Annotated in this window: 23 protein-coding genes and 1 pseudogene; 16 read left to right on the plus strand and 8 right to left on the minus strand. The window is 63.2% G+C overall.

Going from position 1 to position 22,003, the window contains the following annotated elements:
• Positions 1-10: 10 nt before the first annotated feature.
• A complete protein-coding gene (locus tag ACQY4G_RS06635; protein WP_421989648.1) occupies positions 11-850 on the minus strand; it encodes an MJ0042-type zinc finger domain-containing protein in 840 nt (279 codons plus the stop codon).
• Positions 851-1,005: 155 nt separating this feature from the next.
• Here ACQY4G_RS06635 and ftsE point away from each other — a divergent pair, with 155 nt between their 5' ends.
• The 5 genes from ftsE (at position 1,006) to ACQY4G_RS06660 (ending at position 4,669) form a co-directional block, all read left to right on the plus strand.
• Positions 1,006-1,731, plus strand: a complete 726-nt coding sequence (gene ftsE, locus ACQY4G_RS06640; RefSeq protein ID WP_067692865.1) for a cell division ATP-binding protein FtsE — start codon at positions 1,006-1,008, stop codon at positions 1,729-1,731.
• Positions 1,728-2,660, plus strand: coding sequence for a cell division protein FtsX (locus ACQY4G_RS06645; protein ID WP_421989650.1), 933 nt, complete (start codon positions 1,728-1,730; stop codon positions 2,658-2,660). The genes ftsE and ACQY4G_RS06645 overlap by 4 nt, the downstream gene beginning before the upstream one ends.
• Entirely contained in the window at positions 2,657-3,187 is a 531-nt protein-coding gene (locus tag ACQY4G_RS06650) for a YdcF family protein (protein ID WP_067692867.1), read from the plus strand. Before ACQY4G_RS06645 ends, ACQY4G_RS06650 begins: the two co-directional genes overlap by 4 nt.
• Positions 3,188-3,194: 7 nt before the next feature.
• Entirely contained in the window at positions 3,195-3,875 is a 681-nt protein-coding gene (locus ACQY4G_RS06655; RefSeq protein ID WP_421989652.1) for a lysophospholipid acyltransferase family protein, read from the plus strand.
• A 122-nt stretch (positions 3,876-3,997) separates the two neighbouring features.
• Positions 3,998-4,669: a hypothetical protein gene (locus tag ACQY4G_RS06660; protein WP_421989654.1), complete on the plus strand. Its 672-nt coding sequence runs from the start codon at positions 3,998-4,000 to the stop codon at positions 4,667-4,669.
• A gap of 54 nt (positions 4,670-4,723) precedes the next feature.
• Here ACQY4G_RS06660 and ACQY4G_RS06665 read toward each other — a convergent pair.
• Positions 4,724-4,942, minus strand: a pseudogene (locus tag ACQY4G_RS06665) (prephenate dehydrogenase dimerization domain-containing protein); the annotation flags it as partial.
• 66 nt (positions 4,943-5,008) lie between these two features.
• Positions 5,009-5,191, minus strand: a complete 183-nt coding sequence (locus tag ACQY4G_RS06670) for a hypothetical protein (RefSeq protein WP_421989656.1) — start codon at positions 5,189-5,191, stop codon at positions 5,009-5,011.
• Here ACQY4G_RS06670 and ACQY4G_RS06675 point away from each other — a divergent pair.
• Positions 5,181-8,204, plus strand: a complete 3,024-nt coding sequence (locus tag ACQY4G_RS06675) for a TonB-dependent receptor domain-containing protein (RefSeq protein WP_421989658.1) — start codon at positions 5,181-5,183, stop codon at positions 8,202-8,204. The genes ACQY4G_RS06670 and ACQY4G_RS06675 overlap by 11 nt on opposite strands.
• Positions 8,205-8,282: 78 nt before the next feature.
• Positions 8,283-9,806, plus strand: coding sequence for a tryptophan halogenase family protein (locus ACQY4G_RS06680; protein ID WP_421989660.1), 1,524 nt, complete (start codon positions 8,283-8,285; stop codon positions 9,804-9,806).
• Between the two features lie 75 nt (positions 9,807-9,881).
• Here ACQY4G_RS06680 and ACQY4G_RS06685 read toward each other — a convergent pair whose 3' ends face one another.
• Together ACQY4G_RS06685 and hisC are read right to left on the minus strand one after the other, a co-directional pair.
• Positions 9,882-10,787, minus strand: a complete 906-nt coding sequence (locus ACQY4G_RS06685) for a prephenate/arogenate dehydrogenase family protein (protein ID WP_421989662.1) — start codon at positions 10,785-10,787, stop codon at positions 9,882-9,884.
• Positions 10,784-11,884 (minus strand): histidinol-phosphate transaminase, encoded by a 1,101-nt coding sequence (hisC, locus tag ACQY4G_RS06690; RefSeq protein ID WP_421989664.1) that lies wholly within the window; start codon positions 11,882-11,884, stop codon positions 10,784-10,786. The genes ACQY4G_RS06685 and hisC overlap by 4 nt, the downstream gene beginning before the upstream one ends.
• Positions 11,885-12,015: 131 nt before the next feature.
• Between hisC and metX the strand changes: the two genes are divergently transcribed.
• Positions 12,016-13,104 (plus strand): homoserine O-acetyltransferase MetX, encoded by a 1,089-nt coding sequence (gene metX, locus ACQY4G_RS06695; RefSeq protein ID WP_421989666.1) that lies wholly within the window; start codon positions 12,016-12,018, stop codon positions 13,102-13,104.
• Positions 13,101-13,685: a methionine biosynthesis protein MetW gene (metW, locus tag ACQY4G_RS06700; protein ID WP_067692881.1), complete on the plus strand. Its 585-nt coding sequence runs from the start codon at positions 13,101-13,103 to the stop codon at positions 13,683-13,685. The genes metX and metW overlap by 4 nt, the downstream gene beginning before the upstream one ends.
• 76 nt (positions 13,686-13,761) lie before the next feature.
• Here the strand turns inward: metW and ACQY4G_RS06705 are convergent, their stop codons facing one another.
• A complete protein-coding gene (locus tag ACQY4G_RS06705; RefSeq protein WP_067692884.1) occupies positions 13,762-14,154 on the minus strand; it encodes a VOC family protein in 393 nt (130 codons plus the stop codon).
• A 114-nt stretch (positions 14,155-14,268) separates the two neighbouring features.
• Between ACQY4G_RS06705 and ACQY4G_RS06710 the strand changes: the two genes are divergently transcribed.
• The 3 genes from ACQY4G_RS06710 to ACQY4G_RS06720 all read left to right on the plus strand — a co-directional run bounded on the left by ACQY4G_RS06710 (position 14,269) and on the right by ACQY4G_RS06720 (position 15,893).
• Positions 14,269-14,643, plus strand: coding sequence for a hypothetical protein (locus ACQY4G_RS06710; protein ID WP_421989667.1), 375 nt, complete (start codon positions 14,269-14,271; stop codon positions 14,641-14,643).
• A 72-nt stretch (positions 14,644-14,715) separates the two neighbouring features.
• Positions 14,716-15,144, plus strand: coding sequence for a hypothetical protein (locus tag ACQY4G_RS06715; protein ID WP_421989669.1), 429 nt, complete (start codon positions 14,716-14,718; stop codon positions 15,142-15,144).
• Between the two features lie 77 nt (positions 15,145-15,221).
• Complete coding sequence (locus ACQY4G_RS06720) at positions 15,222-15,893, plus strand: glutathione S-transferase family protein (RefSeq protein WP_291171456.1); 672 nt, start codon at positions 15,222-15,224, stop codon at positions 15,891-15,893.
• A 4-nt stretch (positions 15,894-15,897) separates the two neighbouring features.
• On the opposite strand, the gene mutM is transcribed toward ACQY4G_RS06720, so the two are convergent.
• Entirely contained in the window at positions 15,898-16,713 is an 816-nt protein-coding gene (mutM, locus tag ACQY4G_RS06725) for a bifunctional DNA-formamidopyrimidine glycosylase/DNA-(apurinic or apyrimidinic site) lyase (RefSeq protein ID WP_421989671.1), read from the minus strand.
• Between the two features lie 231 nt (positions 16,714-16,944).
• Here mutM and ACQY4G_RS06730 point away from each other — a divergent pair, with 231 nt between their 5' ends.
• The 4 genes from ACQY4G_RS06730 (at position 16,945) to ACQY4G_RS06745 (ending at position 21,500) form a co-directional block, all read left to right on the plus strand.
• Entirely contained in the window at positions 16,945-17,676 is a 732-nt protein-coding gene (locus tag ACQY4G_RS06730) for a class I SAM-dependent methyltransferase (RefSeq protein WP_421989673.1), read from the plus strand.
• Between the two features lie 61 nt (positions 17,677-17,737).
• The gene (gene ubiB / locus ACQY4G_RS06735) at positions 17,738-19,300 is read left to right on the plus strand and encodes a 2-polyprenylphenol 6-hydroxylase (protein ID WP_067692898.1); all 1,563 of its coding nucleotides are present in this window, start codon (positions 17,738-17,740) and stop codon (positions 19,298-19,300) included.
• Complete coding sequence (locus ACQY4G_RS06740; protein WP_421989675.1) at positions 19,267-20,409, plus strand: hypothetical protein; 1,143 nt, start codon at positions 19,267-19,269, stop codon at positions 20,407-20,409. Before ubiB ends, ACQY4G_RS06740 begins: the two co-directional genes overlap by 34 nt.
• On the plus strand, positions 20,406-21,500 hold the full coding sequence (locus ACQY4G_RS06745; RefSeq protein ID WP_421989677.1) for a hypothetical protein: 1,095 nt from the start codon (positions 20,406-20,408) through the stop codon (positions 21,498-21,500). Before ACQY4G_RS06740 ends, ACQY4G_RS06745 begins: the two co-directional genes overlap by 4 nt.
• On the opposite strand, the gene ACQY4G_RS06750 is transcribed toward ACQY4G_RS06745, so the two are convergent.
• Entirely contained in the window at positions 21,454-21,843 is a 390-nt protein-coding gene (locus ACQY4G_RS06750; protein WP_291180532.1) for a hypothetical protein, read from the minus strand. The genes ACQY4G_RS06745 and ACQY4G_RS06750 overlap by 47 nt on opposite strands.
• Between the last annotated feature and the right edge of the window lie 160 nt (positions 21,844-22,003).

Genomic DNA, 22,003 nt, shown 5'->3' on the forward strand with positions numbered 1-22,003 from the left:
TTTGCGGACGCTAGCGCGGTGCCCAGCCGATATCGGCGAAAACGGCCGATTTGGGCACGTCGGTTACGGCTTCGTTGATGGTCAGTTCCTCGCCCGGCGCGAGCGTGGACTGCGGCGGCTGGACCACCCAGCTATAGACCTGTCGCTCGCGCTGGTCGCGCAGCACGATCAGGATCGGCGGGATTGGCCGGGATTCGCGTGCGGTGTTCGTGACGATGATCCGCGCGCCGAAGAATTCGGTGCCATTGGGCAGCGTGCGGCGCTCCTGCTGCTCGACCGGGAACGACAATTCGAGATCGGGCTGCGCAGCACCGAACAGCGGACGGGAGACCGGAACCCACTCGGGCAGGCCGACAGTATTGACCGCCGCGATCGTGCCCAGTGCGATCGCCGCGAAAATCGCCGCGGCCCAGGTCCACAGCTTGGTGATGTTGCGGCGCGGCCGGAACGGCGGCGCATGGTCGAAGCGCGAAGGGCCGTCGCTCTCCTCCGGGGCGGGCGGAGGCGGCAGGTCGTCCTGCACCTCGCCAAAGGGCGGAGCGGTCTCGTCGAAATCGGGACCCTCGCGGAGCGGCGGTTTGCTCGCCGTGTCGTCATAGCTAAAGCCCGGTTTCGCAGCCGGATCGGGTGCTCCTGCTGCGGGCTTGGGCGACGTTGGCGGCGGCGGTGCGGGTGCGGGAGCGGCTGCGGGGACCGGCACCGCTTCGGCGGCCGCGATCCGCTCGGCATCCGGGCCTTCCTGGAACCAGCTATGCTTGCACTTCGCGCAGCGCACGGTGCGCCCGTCGATTCCGATGGCGCTGTCGGGCACGACATAACGCGTGGAACAGGCGGGGCAGGCGATGATCATGGTGACCCGAGGCCTTAGGACGCCATGCGAATCACGACAAGCGACAGTCCTGTTCGCAAACCCCGGAGGCGGCTTTTTTCCACATGCAAGCGCGGTTATAGGCGGTTCGAGACGATGACGGGCGTTCCTTTCCTCTTTATCGAACGGGCCGGGCAATGAGCGTGCCCGAGGACGAGATCGTCCAGTTCGACAATGTCGGATTGCGCTACGGCACCGATCGCGAGGTGCTCTCGAATGTTTCCTTCACGCTCTATCCGGGTCGTTTCTATTTCCTCACGGGTGCAAGCGGGGCGGGCAAGACAACACTCCTGAAACTTCTCTACCTCGCCCAGCGCCCGTCGCGCGGGGCGATCCGGATGTTCGGGACCGATGTCATCACGCTCCCGCGCGAGCGCCTTCCGGCCTATCGGCGCCGGATGGGGGTCGTGTTCCAGGACTTCCGACTGGTCGATCACCTTTCGGCCTTCGACAATATCGCGCTGCCGCTGCGCGTTTCGGGCGTGCGCGAGGCGGACTTGCTGGGGCCGGTTACGGACATGCTCGAATGGGTCGGGCTCGCGCATCGTGCCGGCGCGCGTCCCGCTACCTTGTCGGGCGGCGAACAGCAGCGCGTCGCTATTGCCCGCGCGGTCATCGGTCGACCCGACATGCTGGTGGCCGACGAACCGACGGGCAATGTCGACCCTGAAATGGCGCTCAAGCTGATCCGCCTGTTCGAGGCGCTCAACCGGCTCGGCACGACCGTGGTGGTGGCGACACACGATGTGCATTTGCTGCGCAAGGTGCCCGATTCACTCATCATGCGGCTCGACAAGGGGCGACTGTCCGACCCGACCGGCGCTCTGCGTTATCCGCCGCGGCGGGTGGGGGCGGGCGAATGAAGAAGCCCCCGGTCCTCGCCCGCGCTGCTGACCGCGGTTTGTCGCCTCTCAGCGGACGCCGCGCCGCGCATCTGCTGCCTCAGGCGCGGCTGGGCGGGCCGATGCCCTGGGTGATCGCGATCATGGTCGCGCTCACGGTGCTGGCGGCGGGCGGTGGGCTCGCGCTGGACAACCTTGCCGACCGCGCGCGCGGCGAACTCGCAGGCAGCGCCACGGTGCAGATCGTCGAAGCCGACCCGCAACTTCGTGCCCGGCAGGCCGAAGCCGCAGCGACGATCCTTGTGCAGGATCCACAGGTCGCCGGGCTCTCGATCGTGCCGCAGGAGGCGGTGGAGCAACTGCTCGAACCCTGGCTGGGCACCGACAATCTCGAAGACGCGGTCCCGGTTCCCGCGCTGATTGACTTGCGGCTGCGTGACGGGGCCGACGAGGCGACGCTTCAGCGGCTGCGCAGCCTGCTTGCAGATCAGGCCCCTGCGGCGCGGATCGACGCGCAGGCGCAATGGCTCGCGCCCGTGCTGTCCGCGCTGTCGGCCCTCGGCTGGATGGCTGTGGGACTGATCGCCCTGCTGGCTTTCACCGGTGCGGCGGCGGTCTGGCTTGCGGCGCGCAATGCGCTTGGCACCAATCGCGACACGATCGAGATCGTTCATCTGCTCGGCGGCAGTGACGACCAGATCGCGCGCGTGTTCCAGCGCTCGATCCTGACCGATGCGCTGGCCGGCGGCGTGTTGGGCCTGCTGATCGGCATGGCGGCCGTGTGGCTGATGGGCACCCAATTTTCGGCACTCGATTCCGGGTTGGTTTCGGGTGGGGGGCTCGAAAATACCGATTGGCTGGTCTTGGCGCTTGTTCCCGTGGGGGCGGTTGTTCTAGCGGTCTACACGGCGCGCTTCACCGTGCTCGCGTTGCTCAGGAAAATGCTGTGATCCTTCGTTTCTTCGCCGCCGTCCTGTTGGTTTACGCCTTCGGCTTTCTCGGCTTTGCCGTCTCGCTGCCGAAACCGGTGGCGGGCGAGCGGACGGACGCGGTAATCGTGCTGACGGGCGGGCCGGGAAGGATCGCGCGCGGGCTCGCGGTTGTCGAGCAAGGGTTGGCGAAGGAAATGTTCGTCTCGGGTGTCGATCCGGAAGTCCGGCCTGCCGAGTTTGCGGCCGAATTCGACGTTTCGCGGCGCACCATGGAATGCTGCGTAAAGCTCGGCTATCTCGCGGTCGACACGCGCAGCAATGCGGGCGAAGCGGCGCAATGGCTGAGGGAGAACGAATTCGAGTCGGTCCGGCTGGTGACGACCGACTGGCATATGGCCCGCGCGAGTTCCGAATTCGGCGAAACCCTGCCGCCCGACATGCGCGTGGTGGAGGATGCGGTGGTCTCGCATCCCGATCTCGCCACGCTTTATCTGGAATACAACAAGCTGCTCGCAGCGGCGATCTCGCAAGGGTTGCCGAGCTGAAACTGCCATGCGTCTGCTCCGCAATCTCGCCTTCTACCTCGCCTTCTATCTTGGCAGCTTGCTGATAACCGCGGCCTCGCTCGCGTCGCTGCCGTTTAGCATCGATGCCTTTCGCGCCCGCGTGCGCAACTGGGCGCAGTGGCAGCGCTGGTGCCTGACGCACCTGCTTGGTTGCGAGATCGTGCTCGATGGCGCGCCGCTCGACGAACCGGTGCTCTATGCCATCAAGCACGAAAGCTTCTTCGAGGCGATCGATGCGCCCGCACTGTTCGATACGCCAAGCGTCTTCGCCAAGCAGGAGCTTTTCCGTATCCCTTTGTGGGGCCGCGCGGCCGCCGCCTTCGGTCTGGTGCCGGTCGAACGCGATGCCGGGGCGAGGGCACTGATGACCATGATCCGCTCGGCCAGGGCACTGGTGGCGGATGGGCGCCCGCTGGTGATCTTTCCCGAAGGTACGCGCGTGCCACATGGCGAAAACCGCAAGCTGCAGGCGGGCTTCGCGGGGCTCTACAAGATGCTCGGCTTGCCAGTGGTGCCGGTAGCGGTCGATAGCGGGCCGGTCTATCACAGCCTGCTCAAGACACCGGGCCGGATCACTTACCGCTTCGCCGAACCGATCCCGCCGGGCCTCCCGCGCGCCGAAGTGGAAGAGCGGGTGCGAGAGGCGATCAACGCGCTCAACAGCTGAAGCTTACAGCCCGTCGCAGGGCAATGTTCATGCTGTGAGCGTTCGATCGCGAATGTCTGCCTTTCCGCGGGATGGCTGGTGCATTCAGCGGGCATCTAACCGGCAACGGCTAGGCATCGCGCATGGACAGACGCCACTTCCTTGCCTCCACAGCGGCCCTCGCATGCGTGACCGGTGCGGCACCACTCGGTGCGGTGCGCGCGCCAATGCGTGCCGAGCGTGCGCCGCTGCGCGAATGGGAAATCGGGCCGGTCATCCGCGGGCGCAACTATTCGGTCGGTATGCCGCTGCACCCGGAAATCTCACGCGAGGGATGGTTCTTCGATTTTCCCGGCCCGCGCCGGCGCGATGGCCATGTGCATTACGTGACCAGGCGCACCGGCCCGCTCGACGGCGCGCGCGGCTTGAGATTGCGCTATCGCATCGACGCACAGGCTGGCACGCGTTTCGTGCCGCAGGAGTTTCCGGACAGGGCGGCGCTCTTGTCGCTCTATATCCAGCGGAGGGGCGACGACTGGCTGGCGCGCAGGGGCACGCAGTTCCACCGCTGGTATTCGCCGCAAGATCGCGTTGTGCCGCTCGAGCCGGGCGAGCATGAATTGACCATCCTCTTCGCGGAGAACTGGATCAGCGTGATGGGATCGGATCACGCGCGCAGTCCGCGGGCATTCGCCGAGGCTTTGGCCGAAGCGGGACGTGTCGGATTCACGCTGGGCAGCAGCGGCGGACGCGGTCACGGCGTCTTTGCTACCGCTCCCGCAAGGTTCACGGTCCTGGAATTCAGCGTAATCTGAAGACGCGCGCGGGCACTACTGTCCCGGTGGATGTCTCGCCGCGTCGTCTGCCACCTAGTGATCTTTGCGGCCGAAATCGGGGCGTGCATCGTCCTGGCCTTCCTCGATGATCGAATTGCGGATGGCGCGGGTTTTTTCGAGTAGGTCGAACAGCGTGTCGCCGTCGCCCGTGCGGATGGCGCGCTGCAGCAGGCTGAGGTCTTCGGTGAAGCGGCCGAGCACTTCGAGCACTGCGTCGCGGTTGGAGAGAAAGACATCGCGCCACATGATCTGGACCTTCGCGCCAAGGCCCTTCCGCCAAGCGCAGACTGCGCCGACCCCCTGTGACCTTTCAAAATGTCATGAGCCGTGCCCGTTCGGCAACGATGTGGCATTTTGACGACATAGCCATGGAATAATGGCGTGCAGGCGGAGCGGGAGGTTGTGCATGCGATTTGGCGCAAGCAGAATGAGTGGTGCATAAAAACTCAAATAACTGATTTCGATAAATTTTTCGGACGAAGGGAAGATAATGAAGCTCAAGTCGCGACGTTTCCGCAGCATGACACCGCTTATGGCGAGCGCAGGGATCGCTGCCCTCGCTATGGGGCTTCCCGTCACGGCAGCCGCACAGGAAGCAGGCGCCGCTGCGGAGGAGTCCGCTGAAGATGAAGGTGATGTGATATTTGTCACCGGCACCCGCATCCAGCGTCCCGAAGTCGCAACGGCGACCCCGATCGTGGCTGTTACCGCCGAAAACATCGAGCAGTCGGGCCTCACCAATGTAACCGAATTGTTGACCCAGACCCCGGCGCTTTTTAACTCGGAAGACAATTTTGACGCCGCTGGCTCACAGGCTCGCACTGGCGCGGCAGGGGTGAACCTGCTGGATCTGCGCAACCTCGGACCCAACCGTACGCTCGTGCTGGTTGATGGACGCCGCCATATTGCCGGTGTCTCCGGCGAGGCGGCGGTGGACATCAACACCATCCCTGTTGGCCTGATCGAGCGGATCGACGTTCTCACCGGCGGTGTTTCATCGGTCTACGGTGCCGACGGCGTATCCGGCGTCGTCAACTTCATCATGCGTCGCGATTTCGAGGGTGTCGATATCCGTGCCCAAACGGGTGTTTCGGACTTTGGCGATGCCGAAAGCATCTTCGTTTCGGCAACAATCGGTAAGAACTTCGCCGACGATCGCGGCAATTTCGCAATATCCTATGAATATCGTGACGATGCACGTGTAGGTGCGCTTGCACGTCCAAATGGCCAGTTTTCCGCAGATACGCTTGTTCGGAACCCGAACGATATTCCCGATGATCCGAACATTCCCGACAACGTGTTCCTCAATAATATCGGTTGGGCGGACAGTTCACCCGACGGGGCGCTGGTTGTCGACGCAAGCTTTTCTCCGCTCTTCCGCGGTGGTGGCCAGCCCTACGATCCCGGTCAGTTCCTGCCGCAATCGGGTTTCCTTGCTACTGGCGGTGACAATACGCCGGTCAACAGTTACCAGGGCGACCTACAGGCCGGGACCGAGCACCATTCCTTCAATGCCTTCTTCAATTTCGAGCTGAACCCGGGCCTGCGGTTCTTCGCCGAAGGCAAGTATGTGAAGTCCGAGAATTTCACGGTCGCGCAGCCCTCGTTCGACTTCTTCACCTTCATTTCGGAGGACAATCCGTTCATTCCGGCAAATGTTCGCGCGAACGGTCTGGACACATTTGGTGGCCTCCTTTTCAACCGCGACAACTTCGATTTCGGCACGCGTGACGAGATATTCGAGCGGGACCTTTTCCGCACGGTCGCCGGTTTCGAAGGTGACATCGGTGAAAACGCCAAGTTCGAGATCAGCTACGTCTATGGCCGTAACGAGACCGAATATACTTCGACCAATCAGCGGATCGAGGATCGGTATTTCGCGGCACTCGATGCAGTGGATGCCGGCGCATTCCTCACCGGTACGCCCAATGGCGTGATCGATTGCCGCGTCAATCTCGACGGGGGGGCGATCGCTGATGCTGGCACGTTCAATTATGGAGAGGCACCGCAAACCTTCTCGCCCGGCCAGTGTGTGCCGCTCAATATCTTCGGGGAAGGGGTCGCCAGCCCCGAGGCGCTGGCCTTCATACTGACCGACACGTCCAATACGTTTACCCTCGAACAGCATGTGATCAACGGGTTCGTATCCGGTGACTTCGGCGAGATTTTCGAGCTCCCCGGAGGGCCGGTGAGCTTCGCATTCGGCGCCGAATATCGCGACGAGAGCAGCGACTTCCAGCCGGATGCGATCTCGACCCAGGTCTCCACCTTTGACCCCAACACCGGTGTGTTGGCCGACCTCGCATTGCTTGCTCCTGAGACGGGCAGCTTCGATGTCTGGGAAGTTTTCGGCGAGCTTAACGTCCCGATACTTTCGGACACTCCGTTCTTCGAACTGCTCGAAGTCACTGTCGCGGGTCGCTATTCCGACTATTCGACCGTGGGCAGCACCGAAGCATGGTCGGTCAACGGCCAGTGGGCTCCGATCGAAGACATCCGTTTCCGCGGTGGTTATTCGGAATCGGTGCGTGCACCGAATATCACGGAACTGTTCGCACCGCGCGGTGGGGCATTCTCCTTCCTCGACGACCCTTGTGATCCAGGAGAGATCGCAAATGGTTCGTCCTTCCGGGCTGCGAATTGCGAAGCATTGATCACCGGACTTGGTGTGGATTTCGACACGTTCGAACCCTCAAGCGACATCGATTCCAGCGCCAGTATTGAGGGCATCACCTCAGGCAACGTAGCCCTTCTCGAAGAGCTTGCGGAAACTTGGACTGCCGGTGTGGTCATTCAGCCGCGCTTCATTCCTGGCCTGACCCTTACTTTCGATTGGTACGATATCAGCATCACCGACGCGGTCCGCACACCGACACTTCAAGAGACTGCGGAATTCTGTGTCGACTCGCCCACACTCGATAACGCTTTCTGCGACGCAATTACTCGATCAACCGATACAGGCTTCGTGATCGACTACTTCGTTGGCCCCCAAAACGTTGCGTTTATCGATACGTCGGGCGCGGACCTGACGCTTAATTATGCGTTTGAACCGGGCGATGGCAGCATCGGGCGCTTCAATTTCCGCGGTACGCTCGGATATCTCGACGCTTTTGAGTTCGTTCCCGCAAACGGCGGTGAAATCGATGACGACAAAGGCGAAATCGGTTTTCCGGAGTGGGTCGGCAACGCCGACATCACCTGGACGCTCGAGAACTTCTCGATCAACTATGGTTTGCAGTATATTGGCGAACAACTTCGTTTCGAGAATGAGGAACTTGCGCCAGAAGCTAATCCCGATAGTGCGGCACCGGAATTCCTCTCGCTGGACTCGCGTATCCTGCACGATCTGCGAGTGGCATTCACGACGGATGACGAGCAGGCAACATTCTTCGTCGGTGTGAACAACCTCACCAACGAACTGCCGTCGCGGGGTCTCGACAATGCCCCGACTGGCTGGCTCGGACGCTATTTTTATGCTGGCGTCCGGATCACCAGCGACCAGCTCGGCTTCTGATAAATAGCTGAATTGACTACGGAGAAGGGCGCCCCTGGTGGCGCCCTTTTCACAAACTGGCAGGATGAACTTCCTGGAATGCCTGATCTAATCCCCCTTAGCACGCTACCCGACGATGGCCGATTGCGGCGCATCGTGATCGTCGGAGGCGGCAGCGCCGGGTGGATGGCGGCGGCAGCCCTGTCGCGCATCACATCGACACCGATCGTCCTGATCGAATCCGACGAAATCGGGACCGTCGGGGTCGGCGAGGCCACCATTCCGCAGATACGCACGTTCAACCAGGCACTCGGCCTCGACGAACGGGAGTTTCTCCGCGAGACGAAGGGGACCTTCAAGCTCGGAATTCGCTTCTTGGGATGGAATGGCGAAGGAAGCGATTATTCTCATGCATTCGGCCAGGTAGGCCGTCACAGCGGTATAGTTCCATTCCATCAAATGTGGATCAGGGCGCACCATCGTGGTCTTGCGGCTTCTTTTGACGCCTATTCGCTCAACGACGTAGCTGCCAGGGCCGGCAAGATGGCGATGCCAGGAGCCGGACTGTCACCACAGGGCGTCAACATGCCCTGGGCCTACCACTTCGACGCATCGCTTTACGCGGCCTATTTGCGCCGTCTCGCGGAAGCGAACGGCGTTACGAGGGTAGAAGGCAAGGTGGCCGGAGTATCGGTCGGCACCGACGGTCAGACTATCACTGGATTGACCGTCGACGACGGCGGTTTCCTGGAGGGCGATTTCTTCCTCGACTGCACAGGGTTTCGCGGGTTGTTGATTTCGGAACTGCAAGGGTCCGAATTCTGCGACTGGAGCAAATGGCTGCCTTGTAACAGCGCTCTTGCTGCTCCGTGCTCATCGGATAAGCCGACCACGCCATATACGACGTCGACCGCTCACAAGGCCGGGTGGATATGGCGTATTCCGCTGCAGCACCGTGTCGGTAACGGGATCGTCTATTGCAGCGACGTCATGGATGACGATGAAGCGCATCGTCTCTTGTTGGCGCAGATGGATAGATCGCCGGACGTGGAGCCGCGCCAAATTCGCTTCACTACCGGGACCAGGCGGCAGCACTGGATTGGGAATTGCCTTGCCATAGGTCTTTCCGCGGGCTTCCTCGAACCTCTTGAATCGACGAGCATTCACCTGACTCAGTACTCGATTGCCCGCTTGATGGCGATGCTTCCGCGGCGTTCAATCGATCCCGTAATGCAATCAGCGTTCAACGATGAAATTTCGCGACAATGGCTGAGGGTCAGGGACTTCCTTATCTTGCATTATTGGGCGAATGGGCGAACGGGCGAACCCTTCTGGGATGCGTGCCGCGACTGCGAATTGCCCGGAACTCTCAAATCGAAAATCGCTCAGTTTCGCGCGGCGGGACACTTCATCCGGGAGGACGATGAATTGTTCACCGAGGTGGCATGGGCCCAGGTTTTTATCGGTCAGGGACTAATTCCCGAAAACTGGAATCCGTTGGCGGATGAGATCGACGAGAAGCAATTACGAGAGTCACTCGAGACCATTCGGCACCAACATGAGCAGCTCGTTGCGAATATGCCTTCGCACGACCAGTTCATCCAAGGATTCATCCAAGCCTGAGCATTCAGCGCGCGGCAGTTAGAGCACCGCCACTATAGAATTGGAAGGTCGCCGATCTTTCCAGGCGGCCGCCCGTCAGTGATCCTTGCGGCCGAAATCGGGGCGTGCGTCGTCCTGGCCCTCTTCGATGATCGAATTGCGGATGGCGCGGGTTTTTTCGAATAGGTCGAACAGCGTGTCGCCGTCGCCGTTGCGGATGGCGCGCTGGAGCAGGCTGAGGTCTTCGGTGAAGCGGCCGAGCACTTCGAGCACTGCGTCGCGGTTGGAGAGAAAGACATCGCGCCACATGGTCGGATTGCTGGCGGCGATGCGAGTGAAGTCGCGAAAACCCCCGGCGGAATACTTGATCACCTCGCTGCGGGTGACGTCTTCGAGATCGGATGCGGTGCCGACGATTGTGTAGGCGATGAGATGCGGGATGTGGCTCGTTACCGCGAGCACGAGATCGTGGTGTTCGGCATCCATGATCTCGACCTTCGCGCCAAGGCCCTCCCAAAATGCGCAGACGGCACGGACGGCTTCTTGCGGCGTGTGTTCGTGCGGGGTGACGATACACCAGCGGTGGCGGAAGAGTTCGGGAAAGCCCGCGTCCGGCCCGCTCTTCTCGGTCCCGGCGACGGGATGCGCGGGGATGACCACGGCATCGGGCAGGGATGCCGTCAGTGCCTCGCCGACGCTGCGCTTGGAAGATCCGACATCGCTGACGATCGTGCCGGGCTTGAGATGCGGTGCGATGGCCTCGGCGGCATAGCCCATTGCGCCGACAGGTACACAGAGGATGACGATGTCCGCCTCGCTCACCGTCTTGGCCACGGTGTCGCACACCGTGCCGACGAGTCCGCGCTTCGCGGCACGTTCGCGTACACCGGCATCGGCATCCCAACCCGTGGTCGCAACATCGGGCAGCATGTCGCGAACCGCCAGCCCGATCGATCCTCCGATCAGGCCGAGGCCGATTATGGCGACACGCTCGCCAGTCATGCGGCTTCTCCGCAAAGTTCGCGTAGCACGCCGGCGATGTCGTCCATCTGGCTTGGCGTGCCGATGGTGATGCGCAGCGCCTGCGGCAGGCCCTGGCCCGGTAGGTGGCGCACGGCATAGCCCGCCTCCGCGATCGCCTCGAGTGCTGTCTCTGCCTTCAACTCGCCCTCGAACAACACGAGCACGAAATTCGCCTTGCTCGGCACTGCGCGCAGGCCGTGATTGCCCAGAGCCTCGACCGTGTCGGCAAAGCGCTTGCGTTCGATACGGTTGGCTTCGCGCGAGCGGGAAACAAACGCATGATCGGCGAGCGCGGCCTGGGCGGCGCGTTGCCCGCTAGCAGTCACGTTGAACGGCCCGCGAATTCGGTTGAGCACATCGATTATATGTGGGGCGCCGGTCGCCCAGCCGATCCGTTCGGCCGCAAGGCCATAGATTTTGGAGAAGGTTCGCGTGACGAGCACATTGTCGTGCCGCTTGGCCAGGTCGAGCCCGCCGTCTGCCTCGGCGGGCTCGAGGTATTCGGCATAGGCCTGGTCGATCACAAGCAGGACGTTGCCCGGCAATCCCGCATGCAATCGCTCTACGTGGTTTCGCGGCAGGTAGGTGCCGGTCGGATTGTTCGGATTGGCGAGGAACACCACGCGCGTGCGTTCGGTCACTGCGGCCAGCAGCGCCTCGACATCGGTGGCGAAATCCGCATCCGGCGCCTCGACCGGGATTGCCCCGCAGCGACGCGCGGCGATGTCGTAGACCGCGAAGCTGTAGCGGCTGAACAAGACCTCGTCGCCCGGTCCGGCAAAACCCTGTGCAGCGAGGTTGAGCAGTTCGTCCGAACCCGTTCCGCAAACGATTTGCGCCGGATCGATACCGTGCTGCGTGCCGATCGCAGCACGCAGGGCAGTTGAGTCGGGATCGGGATATGTGGCGGGCGCATGGTCGGTCGCAAGCGCCGCCAGCGCAGCCGCGCTGCAACCGAGCGGATTCTCGTTCGCCGACAGCTTGACGAGCTTGCGCCCGTCCGCCCCGGTCGATTTGCCGGGCACATAGGCATGGATGCCCTCGATCCAGGGCTTCATTTCGGGTTTGTCTGCCATATCGGCTTTCAGGCCTTAAAGAATTACGGCCCTTCGACAAGCTCGGGGCGAACGGATAGAGAGCCGAGTCCAGAACCCGTTCGTGCTGAGCTTGTCGAAGCACCGTTCTTTTTGATGACACAAGGCTTGGTTTGAACGCGACCTCACAGACAATCGCATTGTCGAGCACGCTGCCCCTCGATGGCGGCGGTGAGCTGGCGGGTGTGGAAGTGTCGTACGAGACCTATGGCACTTTGAATGCAGAGCGTTCGAACGTCATATTGCTGTGCCATGCGTTGACCGGCGACCAATATGTCGCCTCGCCGCATCCCATCACCGGCAAGCCCGGCTGGTGGGAACGTATGGTCGGCCCCGGAAAGCCGATCGATACCGAACGCTTCCACGTCATCTGCGCCAATGTGATCGGCAGCTGCATGGGCTCGACCGGACCGGCAAGCGTCGCGCCCGACGGCCAACCTTATGGCATGCGCTTCCCGGTAATCACGATCCGCGACATGGTTCGCGCGCATGTCGGCCTGCTCGATGCGCTGGGGATCGAGCGGCTGCATGCGGTGGTCGGTGGCTCGATGGGCGGGATGCAGGCGCTCAGTCTTGCGGCGAACTGGCCCGATCGGGCCGAACGTGTCCTGGTGATCGCCTCGACCAGCAGGCATTCGGCGCAGAATATCGCTTTCCACGAGCTCGGACGGCAGGCAATCATGGCCGATCCGCGCTGGGCGGGCGGCGATTACTATGGCGGCGAAGCGCCGGACAACGGGCTCGCGGTGGCGCGGATGGCGGCGCATATCACCTATCTTTCCGAAGAGGCACTGACCGAGAAATTCGGGCGCAATCTGCAGGACCGGGACACCAAGAGCTTCGGCTTCGATGCCGATTTCCAGGTCGAATCCTATCTGCGCTACCAGGGGAGCGGCTTTACCCGCCGCTTCGACGCCAACAGCTACCTCTACATCACCCGCGCGATGGATTATTTCGACCTCGCCGAAGAACATGGCGGGCGGCTGGCGGATGCCTTTGCTGGGACAAGCGCGCGCTTCTGCCTCGTCAGCTTCGACAGCGACTGGCTCTACCCGACGAGCGAAAGCCGGCATGTCGTGCATGCGCTGAATGCCGCGGGCGGGGCGGTAAGCTTCGTCGAACTTTCCGCTCCGCATGGCCACGACAGCTTCCTGCTCGAGGTGCCCGCCTTGGATCGGGTTATCGGTGGTTTCCTCGGATGAGCCTGCGCCCCGACCTCGCCGTGATTGCAGCCCATGTCGAACGCGGTAGTCGCGTACTCGATATCGGCTGCGGCGATGGCGCGCTGATGCTCGCTTTGCGCGAGAAGGCTTGCGACGTGCGCGGGATCGAGATCGACGGCGACTGCGTCGAGCGCTGCGTATCGCAGGGCCTGTCAGTTGTGCAGGGCGATGCGGACCGCGACTTGGCCGACTATCCCGACAAGGGCTTCGACTACGCCGTGTTGAGCCAGACGCTGCAGATCGCCGAACGGCCGGACCGCATGCTCGACGAGTTGCTGCGCGTCGGTACGCGCGCATTCGTCAGCTTTCCCAATTTCGCCCATTGGCGTACCCGCGCCGCCCTGATGTTCGGCGGGCGCATGCCGGTGACGCGCAGCATTCCGGTAACCTGGTACGAGACGCAGAACATCCACCACGTCACGATAAAGGACTTTCGGGAGCTTGCCCGCCAGAAGGCGGCAAGGATCGAGCGCGACTGGTATTTCGCTGGCGAAAGATCCATTCCGCGGATCGGCGCCAATGGTCGGGCGGAATTCGCGGTGTTCGAACTGACGCGTTAGCGCTTCGAAGCGAGATTATCGGTAAGCAAGGTAGACGGGACTGCCGGCATTGCCGACAATCCCGCCCGACCGCAGATCATCCAGCGCGGTGGAGGCCGCAAATCTTGTGGCCGTCGAGGTCGCGGAAATAGCAGAGATGCATTGCGCCCATCGCGCTTTCGCGCAAGCCCGGCGGGTCTTCGATGCTGGTTCCGCCCGCGGCGATCGCGGCGTCGTGCAGTTCTTTCACCTGCTCGGGCGAATCGCACTTGAAACCGATGGTCATGCCATTGGCGCATGTCGCGGGCTCGCCGTCGATCGGCTGCGACAGCGCGAGGACGTTGCCGCCATGCATGAAGAACACGCGCTTGATGCCGGTGTCGGTGGTGTTGTCCATCGATCCTTCGACGCCGACGACCTTCAGCACCTTCTCGTAAAAGGTCTTGGCCTTGTCGATGTCGTTGGTGCCGATCATGATGTGGTTGAACATCCCGTCTCTCTCCTTTGAGTTTCGATTCGCTACTGTAATCGCGCTTGGGGGCGTGACAAGCCGCGATCGCATTTCGTCGCTTGTGCTTCGGGCCCGGGCGTCTAGTAACGCGCGATGTCGATGATCTCTGCCGCGCTCGCCCTCGCACTCACGCAACTCAGCGCCGGTGCGCAGGGTGCGAGCGATACCTCGCTACCCGACCTGACACTGGAACAGGCCAGCGCGCTGCGGTGCTCGGTGGCATTCGGACTCGTTCACAAGGCGCAGGTTTCCGGCGAACGGGTGAGCGAGGATTATCCCTTGATGGCCGAACGCGGTCGTGAATTCTTCGTGCAGACGACCGCGAGGCTCATGGACGACCTTGGTGCGGACCGCGAGACGATCATGGGGCTCGTCGAGCGGGAAAGCGTGGATCTAATACAATCGCCCCAGCGGCTCGACGCGGTCATGCCCGCCTGCCTGCTGATGCTGGACGCGTCGGGTATCTGAACGGGCGTTCAGCAATCGGCAAGCGGCACGCCTTTAGCAGGCGGCATGTCGTCGAGTCACAAGGAATCGACCATGCGCCATTTCCTGCTGCCTGCCGCATTTGCGGCCTTTGTCCTGCCCGTCCCGGCGCTTTCGCAGGAGTCAGCCGAGCCGCAGGCTGCGTCGCTCGCCGAGCTGGGCGAGCAGATGCGCGACGCCGAACGCCAGCGCGAGACCGCGCTGATGCTCCAAGCACTGACCGAAGTGCTGCTCGACATGCCGATCGCGCCGCTGGCGGAGGCCGCCGCCGAGATGGCCGGCGAACAGGCGGAGAGGATCGATCCGGACATGACGCTGCGCCAGGTGGCACCCGATGCGGACCGAGTGAGCGACGAGGTTGCGCGCAACGTCCCGCGCGCCATGGAAGCGGCTGGAGCGCTGGCCGAAGGCCTCGCCGCCATGACGCCGGTTTTGCGTGAGATGGCGGAGCGTTTTCGCGCCACGCTGCCGCCACGCGACTGATCCACCGCTAAATTTGGTTCCGACAAGGGCGCGGCAGTGGACGCGTGCCCACGCGCTGTGGCAAGGCGGCGGAATCCATGTGGCAGCTCTACCAATTTCCCCTGTGCCCCTTCAGCCGCAAGCTGCGTCTGCTGATGGGCGAGAAGAACATCGCCTACGAATTGGTGCGCGAGTATCCGTGGGAAGGGCGCGACGAATTCTGGCATCTCAATCCCGCCGGGCGCACGCCGGTTCTGCATGACGCCGCGCGTGGCACCAGCCTGTCGGACAGCCAGGCGATCTGCGAATATCTCGAGGAGACGGTCGAGCGTAATCCTATGATCAACGGCTCGGCGCCGCAACGCGCCGAAATCCGCCGGCTGGTCGCGCTGTTCGATGAGAACCTTCATGCCGATGTAACGGGGCCGCTGCTGCACGAGCGGATGAAGAAGCGCCTCGTCCTGCGCCAGCCACCCGATTCGAGGATCCTGCGCGAAGCGATGAAAAACGCCCATGCGCATCTCGATTACATCGACTGGCTGATCGACACCCGCCAGTGGCTCGGCGGTGCGACGCTGAGCCTCGCCGATCTGACCTGCGCCGCGCATCTGTCGGTCGCGGATTATCTCGGCGGGATCGATTGGAAGGGCCACGATCAGGCGCGCCACTGGTATTCGGTGATGAAGAGCCGCCCGAGCTTCCGCCCGCTGCTGAGCGAGAAGATGGAGGGGCTGCCCCCGCCGCCGCATTACGCTCTGGTGGACGCCTAGCGCGTTATTTCTGGCAAATGGGGCAGAACCAGGTACTCCGCCCGCCCTGCACGATACGGCGGATGGTTCCGCCGTCCTCGTGGTGGCACGCTTCGCCTTCGCGGCCGTAGACATGGAAGCGGGTGGCGAAATAGCCGAGATTGCCGTCGGGCTGGGCGAAATCGCGCAAGCTGGAGCCGCCGTCGCGGATCGAGCGTTCTAGCACGTCCTTGATCGCAGGGACGAGGCGCTTGAGCTGCGGCATGGTTACCTTGCCGCCTGGCTTTCGCGGATGGATGCCGGCGTCCCACAGCGCTTCGCAGACATAGATGTTGCCGAGACCCGCAACGATGCGCTGGTCGAGCAGCAGCAGCTTGATCGCCTGCTTGCGCCCACGGGTCGCCTCGCGCAGGTGCTCGGCGGTCAGCGCGTCGCCGAGCGGTTCGGGACCGAGCGCGGCGAAGGGCGGCCACAGGTCGAGTTCGGGTGCGAGCAGCAGGTCGACCGAACCGAAGCGGCGAGGATCGTTGAGCGCGAAGCGATGTTCGGCGGTCTCGATCACGAGATGGTCGTGCTTTTCCGCGTCGGCCGGATCGATTCGCCAGCGCCCGCTCATCCCGAGGTGGAAGACCATCGCATGGTCGCGGCTGGTGTGGATGAGGCCGTATTTCGCCCGGCGCGTCAGATGCGTCACGCTCGCGCCGGTCAGCGCCTGCACAAGATCGGGCGGAAAGGGGCGGCGCATGTCGGGGCGGTTGATCACCACGCGCGTGATCGTTTCGCCCTCGAGGAAACGGGCGAGCCCTCGGATCGTTGTTTCGACTTCGGGAAGCTCGGGCAATTTTTTGATTTCCGGCGAGTGGCAAGGTGTCGCAAGTGGAAATGGCAGATTGCCGGACGCCGCACCAGCCCTCACCCCCACCCGGCCACCCACGGCAATATACTGATGGGTGGCCGCGTGGGGGTGAGGGCTGGTGCCGAAGGGACGGACGGATGTCCGGCCCGCACGCAACAAAAACTCCTCCGCCAACACCCTTTGCGCCCGGCTCAATTCCCCCTAAGGCTCGGCCCCATGAGCGACACAGTTTCCTTCGGCTACGAAGATATCGATGCGAACGAGAAGACCGGCCGTGTGGGCGAGGTTTTTTCCAATGTCGCGGCCAAGTACGACGTGATGAACGATGCGATGTCGGGCGGGATGCATCGGTTGTGGAAGAATCGCTTCGTGGCGCGGGTAAAACCGCAGCCGGGCGAAGCGATCCTCGACATGGCTGGAGGCACGGGCGACATCGCCTTCCGCATGGCGGCAAAAGGCGCCAGCGTAACCGTGTCGGACATCAATCAGGACATGCTCGACGTCGGCATCGAGCGTGCGATGGAGCGCGGGATCGACGGGCTCGTCTGGAGCTGCCAGAACGCCGAAGAACTGACATTCTCGAGCCGGATTTTCGATGCCTATACCATCGCATTCGGCATCCGGAACGTCACCCATATCGACAAGGCGCTGAAGGAAGCACACCGCGTGCTGAAATTCGGCGGGCGTTTTTTCTGTCTCGAGTTTTCCAGCGTCGAGTGGCCCGGCTTCAAGGAGGCCTACGACCTCTATTCGCACAAGCTCGTGCCGCAAATCGGCAAGGCTATAGCGAATGACGAAGACAGCTATCGCTACCTCGTGGAATCGATCCGCCGTTTTCCCGACATGCCCGCCTTCGAGGCGATGATCCGCGAGGCGGGCTTCGAGAATACTCGCGTGGAACCGATCATGGGCGGCCTCGTCGCGATCCATTCGGGGTGGAAGGTGTGACAGTGGCACCTGTTCGTTCCCCGCGGTCGCTGCGCGCCGTTCCGTCAGGCGCGCCAGAATAATGGCAAGACCCTCAACACATATCTGGCGACTGCTCAAATGGGGGCGCACGCTCGCGCGCCACGGGGCGCTGCGCGGGATCGAGCGCGATCCCAATACGCCGCCGCCGGTCAAGCGCTTGGTGCGAATTGCCCGTTTCGGTACGGTACAGCCGAAGGAGCCCGATTATGCCGGCGCCTTTCGCGAGATCGGCCCGGCGGCGATCAAGCTTGGCCAGACGCTCGCCACGAGACCCGACCTCGTGGGCGAGGAGGCCGCACGCAACCTGCTGAAACTGCAGGACGACCTGCCGCCGGTCGAATTCGCGCGAATCAAGCAGAGCATCGAGGCGAGCTTCGAGCAGCCACTGGAAAACCTGTATTCCGAGTTCGATCCGGTACCGATCGGCGCGGCCTCGATCGCGCAGGTCCACCGTGCGGTGACGACCGAGGGCAAGCAGGTCGCGGTCAAGGTGCTGCGTCCGGGTGTGCGCGAGCAATTCGCGCGCGATATCGACACCTATGAATGGGCTGCCGCGCATGTCGAGGCGATGGGCGGCGAGGCCGCGCGTCTTCGCCCCCGGCTGGTCATCGCCAATTTCAAGCGTTGGACCAACCGCGAACTCGACCTGCGGCGCGAGGCGGCGAGTGCGTCCGAACTGGCCGAGCACATGGTCGGCACCGAAGGCTACGAGATTCCGGGTATCGACTGGGACCGGACCAATGGCCGCGTGATGACCGTCGACTGGATCGACGGGATTAAGATCAGCAATACCGCGGCGATCCGCGCGGCAGGCCACGATATGGACGAATTGGCGAGCCGGCTGGTTCTCGCCTTCCTCAAACAGGCGATCGCCGCCGGCTTCTTTCACGCCGACATGCACCAGGGGAACCTGTTCGTGAAAGCTGACGGGACCATCGCCGCGATCGATTTCGGCATCATGGGCCGGATCGATCGACGCGCGCGGATGTGGCTGGCGGAAATCCTCTATGGGCTGACGACGGGCAATTACAAACGCGTCGCCGAGATCCATTTCGAGGCTCAGTACGTGCCCAGCTATCACAATGTCGACGAGTTTGCGACGGCGCTGCGCGCAGTGGGCGAGCCCATGCGCGGCAAGCCGGTGAGCGAGCTTAGCGTCGGGCAGATGCTCGACGGGCTGTTCGCGATCACCCGCGATTTCGACATGCAGACGCAGCCGCATCTGCTGCTGCTGCAAAAGACCATGGTGATGGTCGAGGGTATCGCCACGCAGCTCAATCCGCAGATCAACATGTGGGATGTCAGCGCGCCCTATGTCCGCAGCTGGATCCGCGACGAGCTGGGCCCCGAAGCCGCGATTGCCGACCGTATCCGCGAGGATACCGAGACGCTGCTGCGCATTCCCGACCTTGTGCGCCGTGTCGAGGAGCGTTTCCCGCCCAAGGGCGGCGCGCCCGAAGCGCCGCCGTTACCAAAGGTCGAATTGATGTGGGAAAAGCGCCGCCGCAAGGGGGCTTCGCGCGGACTGCTTGGCTATGCTCTCGCGGCACTGGCAGGGGGGCTCGCAGCATGGGCGGCGATAGCGCAGGGGTGGATCGGCTAGACGGCGCCGCGACCGCGCCGGCTTGGAACCGCTTCGCTCAATGGGGCGCATGGCCCGCTCGCACGTTGCTCGCAGTCGTGGCGGCGCTGTTGGTTCTCGCCGCATTCACACCCCTGACTGCCAGCATGGATGGCGCGCCTTCCGAGGTTCCGGCATTCGTCGGCGGTGAAGGGGCGGCGCAAGCCGGGATCGAGCGCGACGACGACCTCGCCTTCTACGACCGCGTGATCGAGCGTATCGATCGCGGCGAGAGCTATTACGATTTCATCGTCGAGGAACAGCGCGCGAGCGACTATCCGGTCCGTCCGGGCCTCGCCGTTCGCCTGCCGACTCTTGCGCATTTCCATGCATGGCTCGGCGAACCGGGCATGCTCGTGCTGGCGGTCCTCCTGATGGGCGCGACGGTTTGGGCGTGGTGGAAACGGTTGGGCGAAGAGCCGGGCGGTCGGAGCATGCGAAGGATCGGCGCCGCCTTGATGCTGATGGGCGCTTCTTTGGGGCTCAACCGATATTACTTCGTGCTGCACGAGCTTTGGGCGGGCATGCTGATGGCGCTGGCTTTCGGGTTGCACCGGCCGGGGCGCTGGGTTTGGTCGCTAGTCATCGCCACGCTGGCGCTGGCGATCCGCGAGCATGTATTGCCCTTCGTCCTGCTGCTTGGGGCGATGGCCGCGTGGCGACGCGACTGGCAGGAGGCCGCGGCATGGGCCTCTCTGGTGCTTGTCTTCGTCGCGGCGATGGCCTGGCACCTGTCGCTGGTCGCGCCGCATGTCCTTCCCTCCGATCCCGAGAGCCCCGACTGGCTGGTGCTGCGCGGTTTGTCGGGCTGGCTGGGCAACGTGGTGCTGAGTTCGAACCTGCGTTTCCTGCCGCATGAGATGGCCGGACCGCTGGTAGTGCTGATGGTCCTCGGCTGGGCAGGGTGGAAATCGTCTGCGGGTACGACCGGGACGTTCCTATATCTCGGCTACGGGCTTGCTTTCATGATCGCGGGCCGGGCTAACAATTTCTACTGGGGGGCGGTCGTGGCTCCGGCGATGTTCATTGGTCTCGCCTTCGTGCCGATGGCGCTGTCCTCCCTGGTCAAATCGGCGCGAGGGGACGCGTGACCTTTCCCGAGCGGCCGCTTGCAAGGCTGCCGCGCTGGGCGGCGCTTGCACTGCTGCTTGCGACATTGTTTGGCTGTGTTTGGAACGCATTCGCCCTCGAGGAGCGCAATACGTCCCACGAAGCGGATATCGAACAGCGGCTCGAACGCGGCGAGCGGGTGGACATGGACCTTTACCGTGCCATCGACGCGCGCGTGACGGCAGGCGAAGACTATTACGAGGCGGCTGCCGCGGAACACCGCGAATTCGCCATGCCGACCGCTCCCTTCGTCACCGTGCGAACGCCGGTGCTGGCCTGGACCAGCGCGCTGTGGGGAACGGATGGGTGGCGGATCATCGCGGTGGTGCTCTGGGGTGCCAATATCCTCTTATGGTTCGTCGCGCTGAGGCACGAGGGCCGGTTCGAGCGTCTCGCAGGAGCGGGGCTGGCGGGCTTGTTCGGCATGGTCGCCTTCATTCCCGAAATCCCCTTCAGCCACGAGATCCTCGCCGGGCTGATGCTCTCGCTCGCTCTGGCGCTTTCGGTGGGCGGCGCATGGGCGGGCGGACTGGTGCTGGCGGTGTCGGCCATCGCCCTGCGCGAATTGGCGCTGCCTTTCCTGCTTGCCTGGGGCGCAATTGCCGTTCTCGCTCGGGAGAGGCGTAAAACCCTCGCGCTAGGCGCCGCGGCGATCCTGATAGCCATCGGGCTTGCACTGCATGCCTCGGCGGTAGCCCAAGTCCGTCAGCCCGCAGATCTCGTTTCGCCCGGCTGGAGCGGGTTCCTCGGGCTTTCGGTGCCGCTCTACGGCATCCACGTCACAACGCTGCTGCAAACGCTCCCCGTCTGGTTCGCCGGTCCGCTCGGCGTCTTGCCGCTGCTGGGCTGGTTGGCCTTGGGGGGAAGGCTTGGCGCACTGGCCAGTCTGTGGTTCGCAGGCTTCATCGCCGCTGTCGCGCTATTCGCCCGACAGGAGAACATTTACTGGATGGGCCTGTTCATCCCCGCTTATGGAGTGGGCCTCGCCGTCGTCCCGCGCGCGCTTGCCGACCTGGCTCGCGCAATCAAGCGTCCGGCTTCGGAACGCCCCAGGCCCGCATCGCCACGATGATGACGATGCAGTGGAACGCTTCTACCGCCATCGGCACCATCCAGCCATCATAGGGCCCTTGCGCGATCACATTGATGAACCGCCCGGTAAAGGCGATCCCGAACAGGCCGAGCGCCGGCCACATGACATCGCCGCGCCGCTTCCATGCGCCCCATGCAAGCGAAAAAGCCGTTACGTAGAAGAATGCGGTCATGTCGCCGCGCAGCGTCGATTCGCCGTGGGTCGAGACGATAGCCAAGCCGAAATCGCTCGCCGCGCTGGCCGGATCGACCAGGAAGCTGGTGCCCAGTACCAGGTCGAGTATTGCCAGCGCGAGCAATATCGCGCTCAAAATGACATGCATCAAAACCCCTCCGTTTCCCCTTTTTTCACCATGCAAGGGTAAGGGGAATCACGAAAAACGCCAGTGCTATGCGCTGGCCATGTCGGACGGGGGACGCTAGCAAGCGCAGCGATGAGGTTATGGGTATCCATTCACCGATCCGCGCGACAGGGCGCGGGCG

This window comes from Qipengyuania sp. (assembly GCF_965277845.1).
In the GTDB taxonomy this organism is placed as follows: domain Bacteria; phylum Pseudomonadota; class Alphaproteobacteria; order Sphingomonadales; family Sphingomonadaceae; genus Qipengyuania.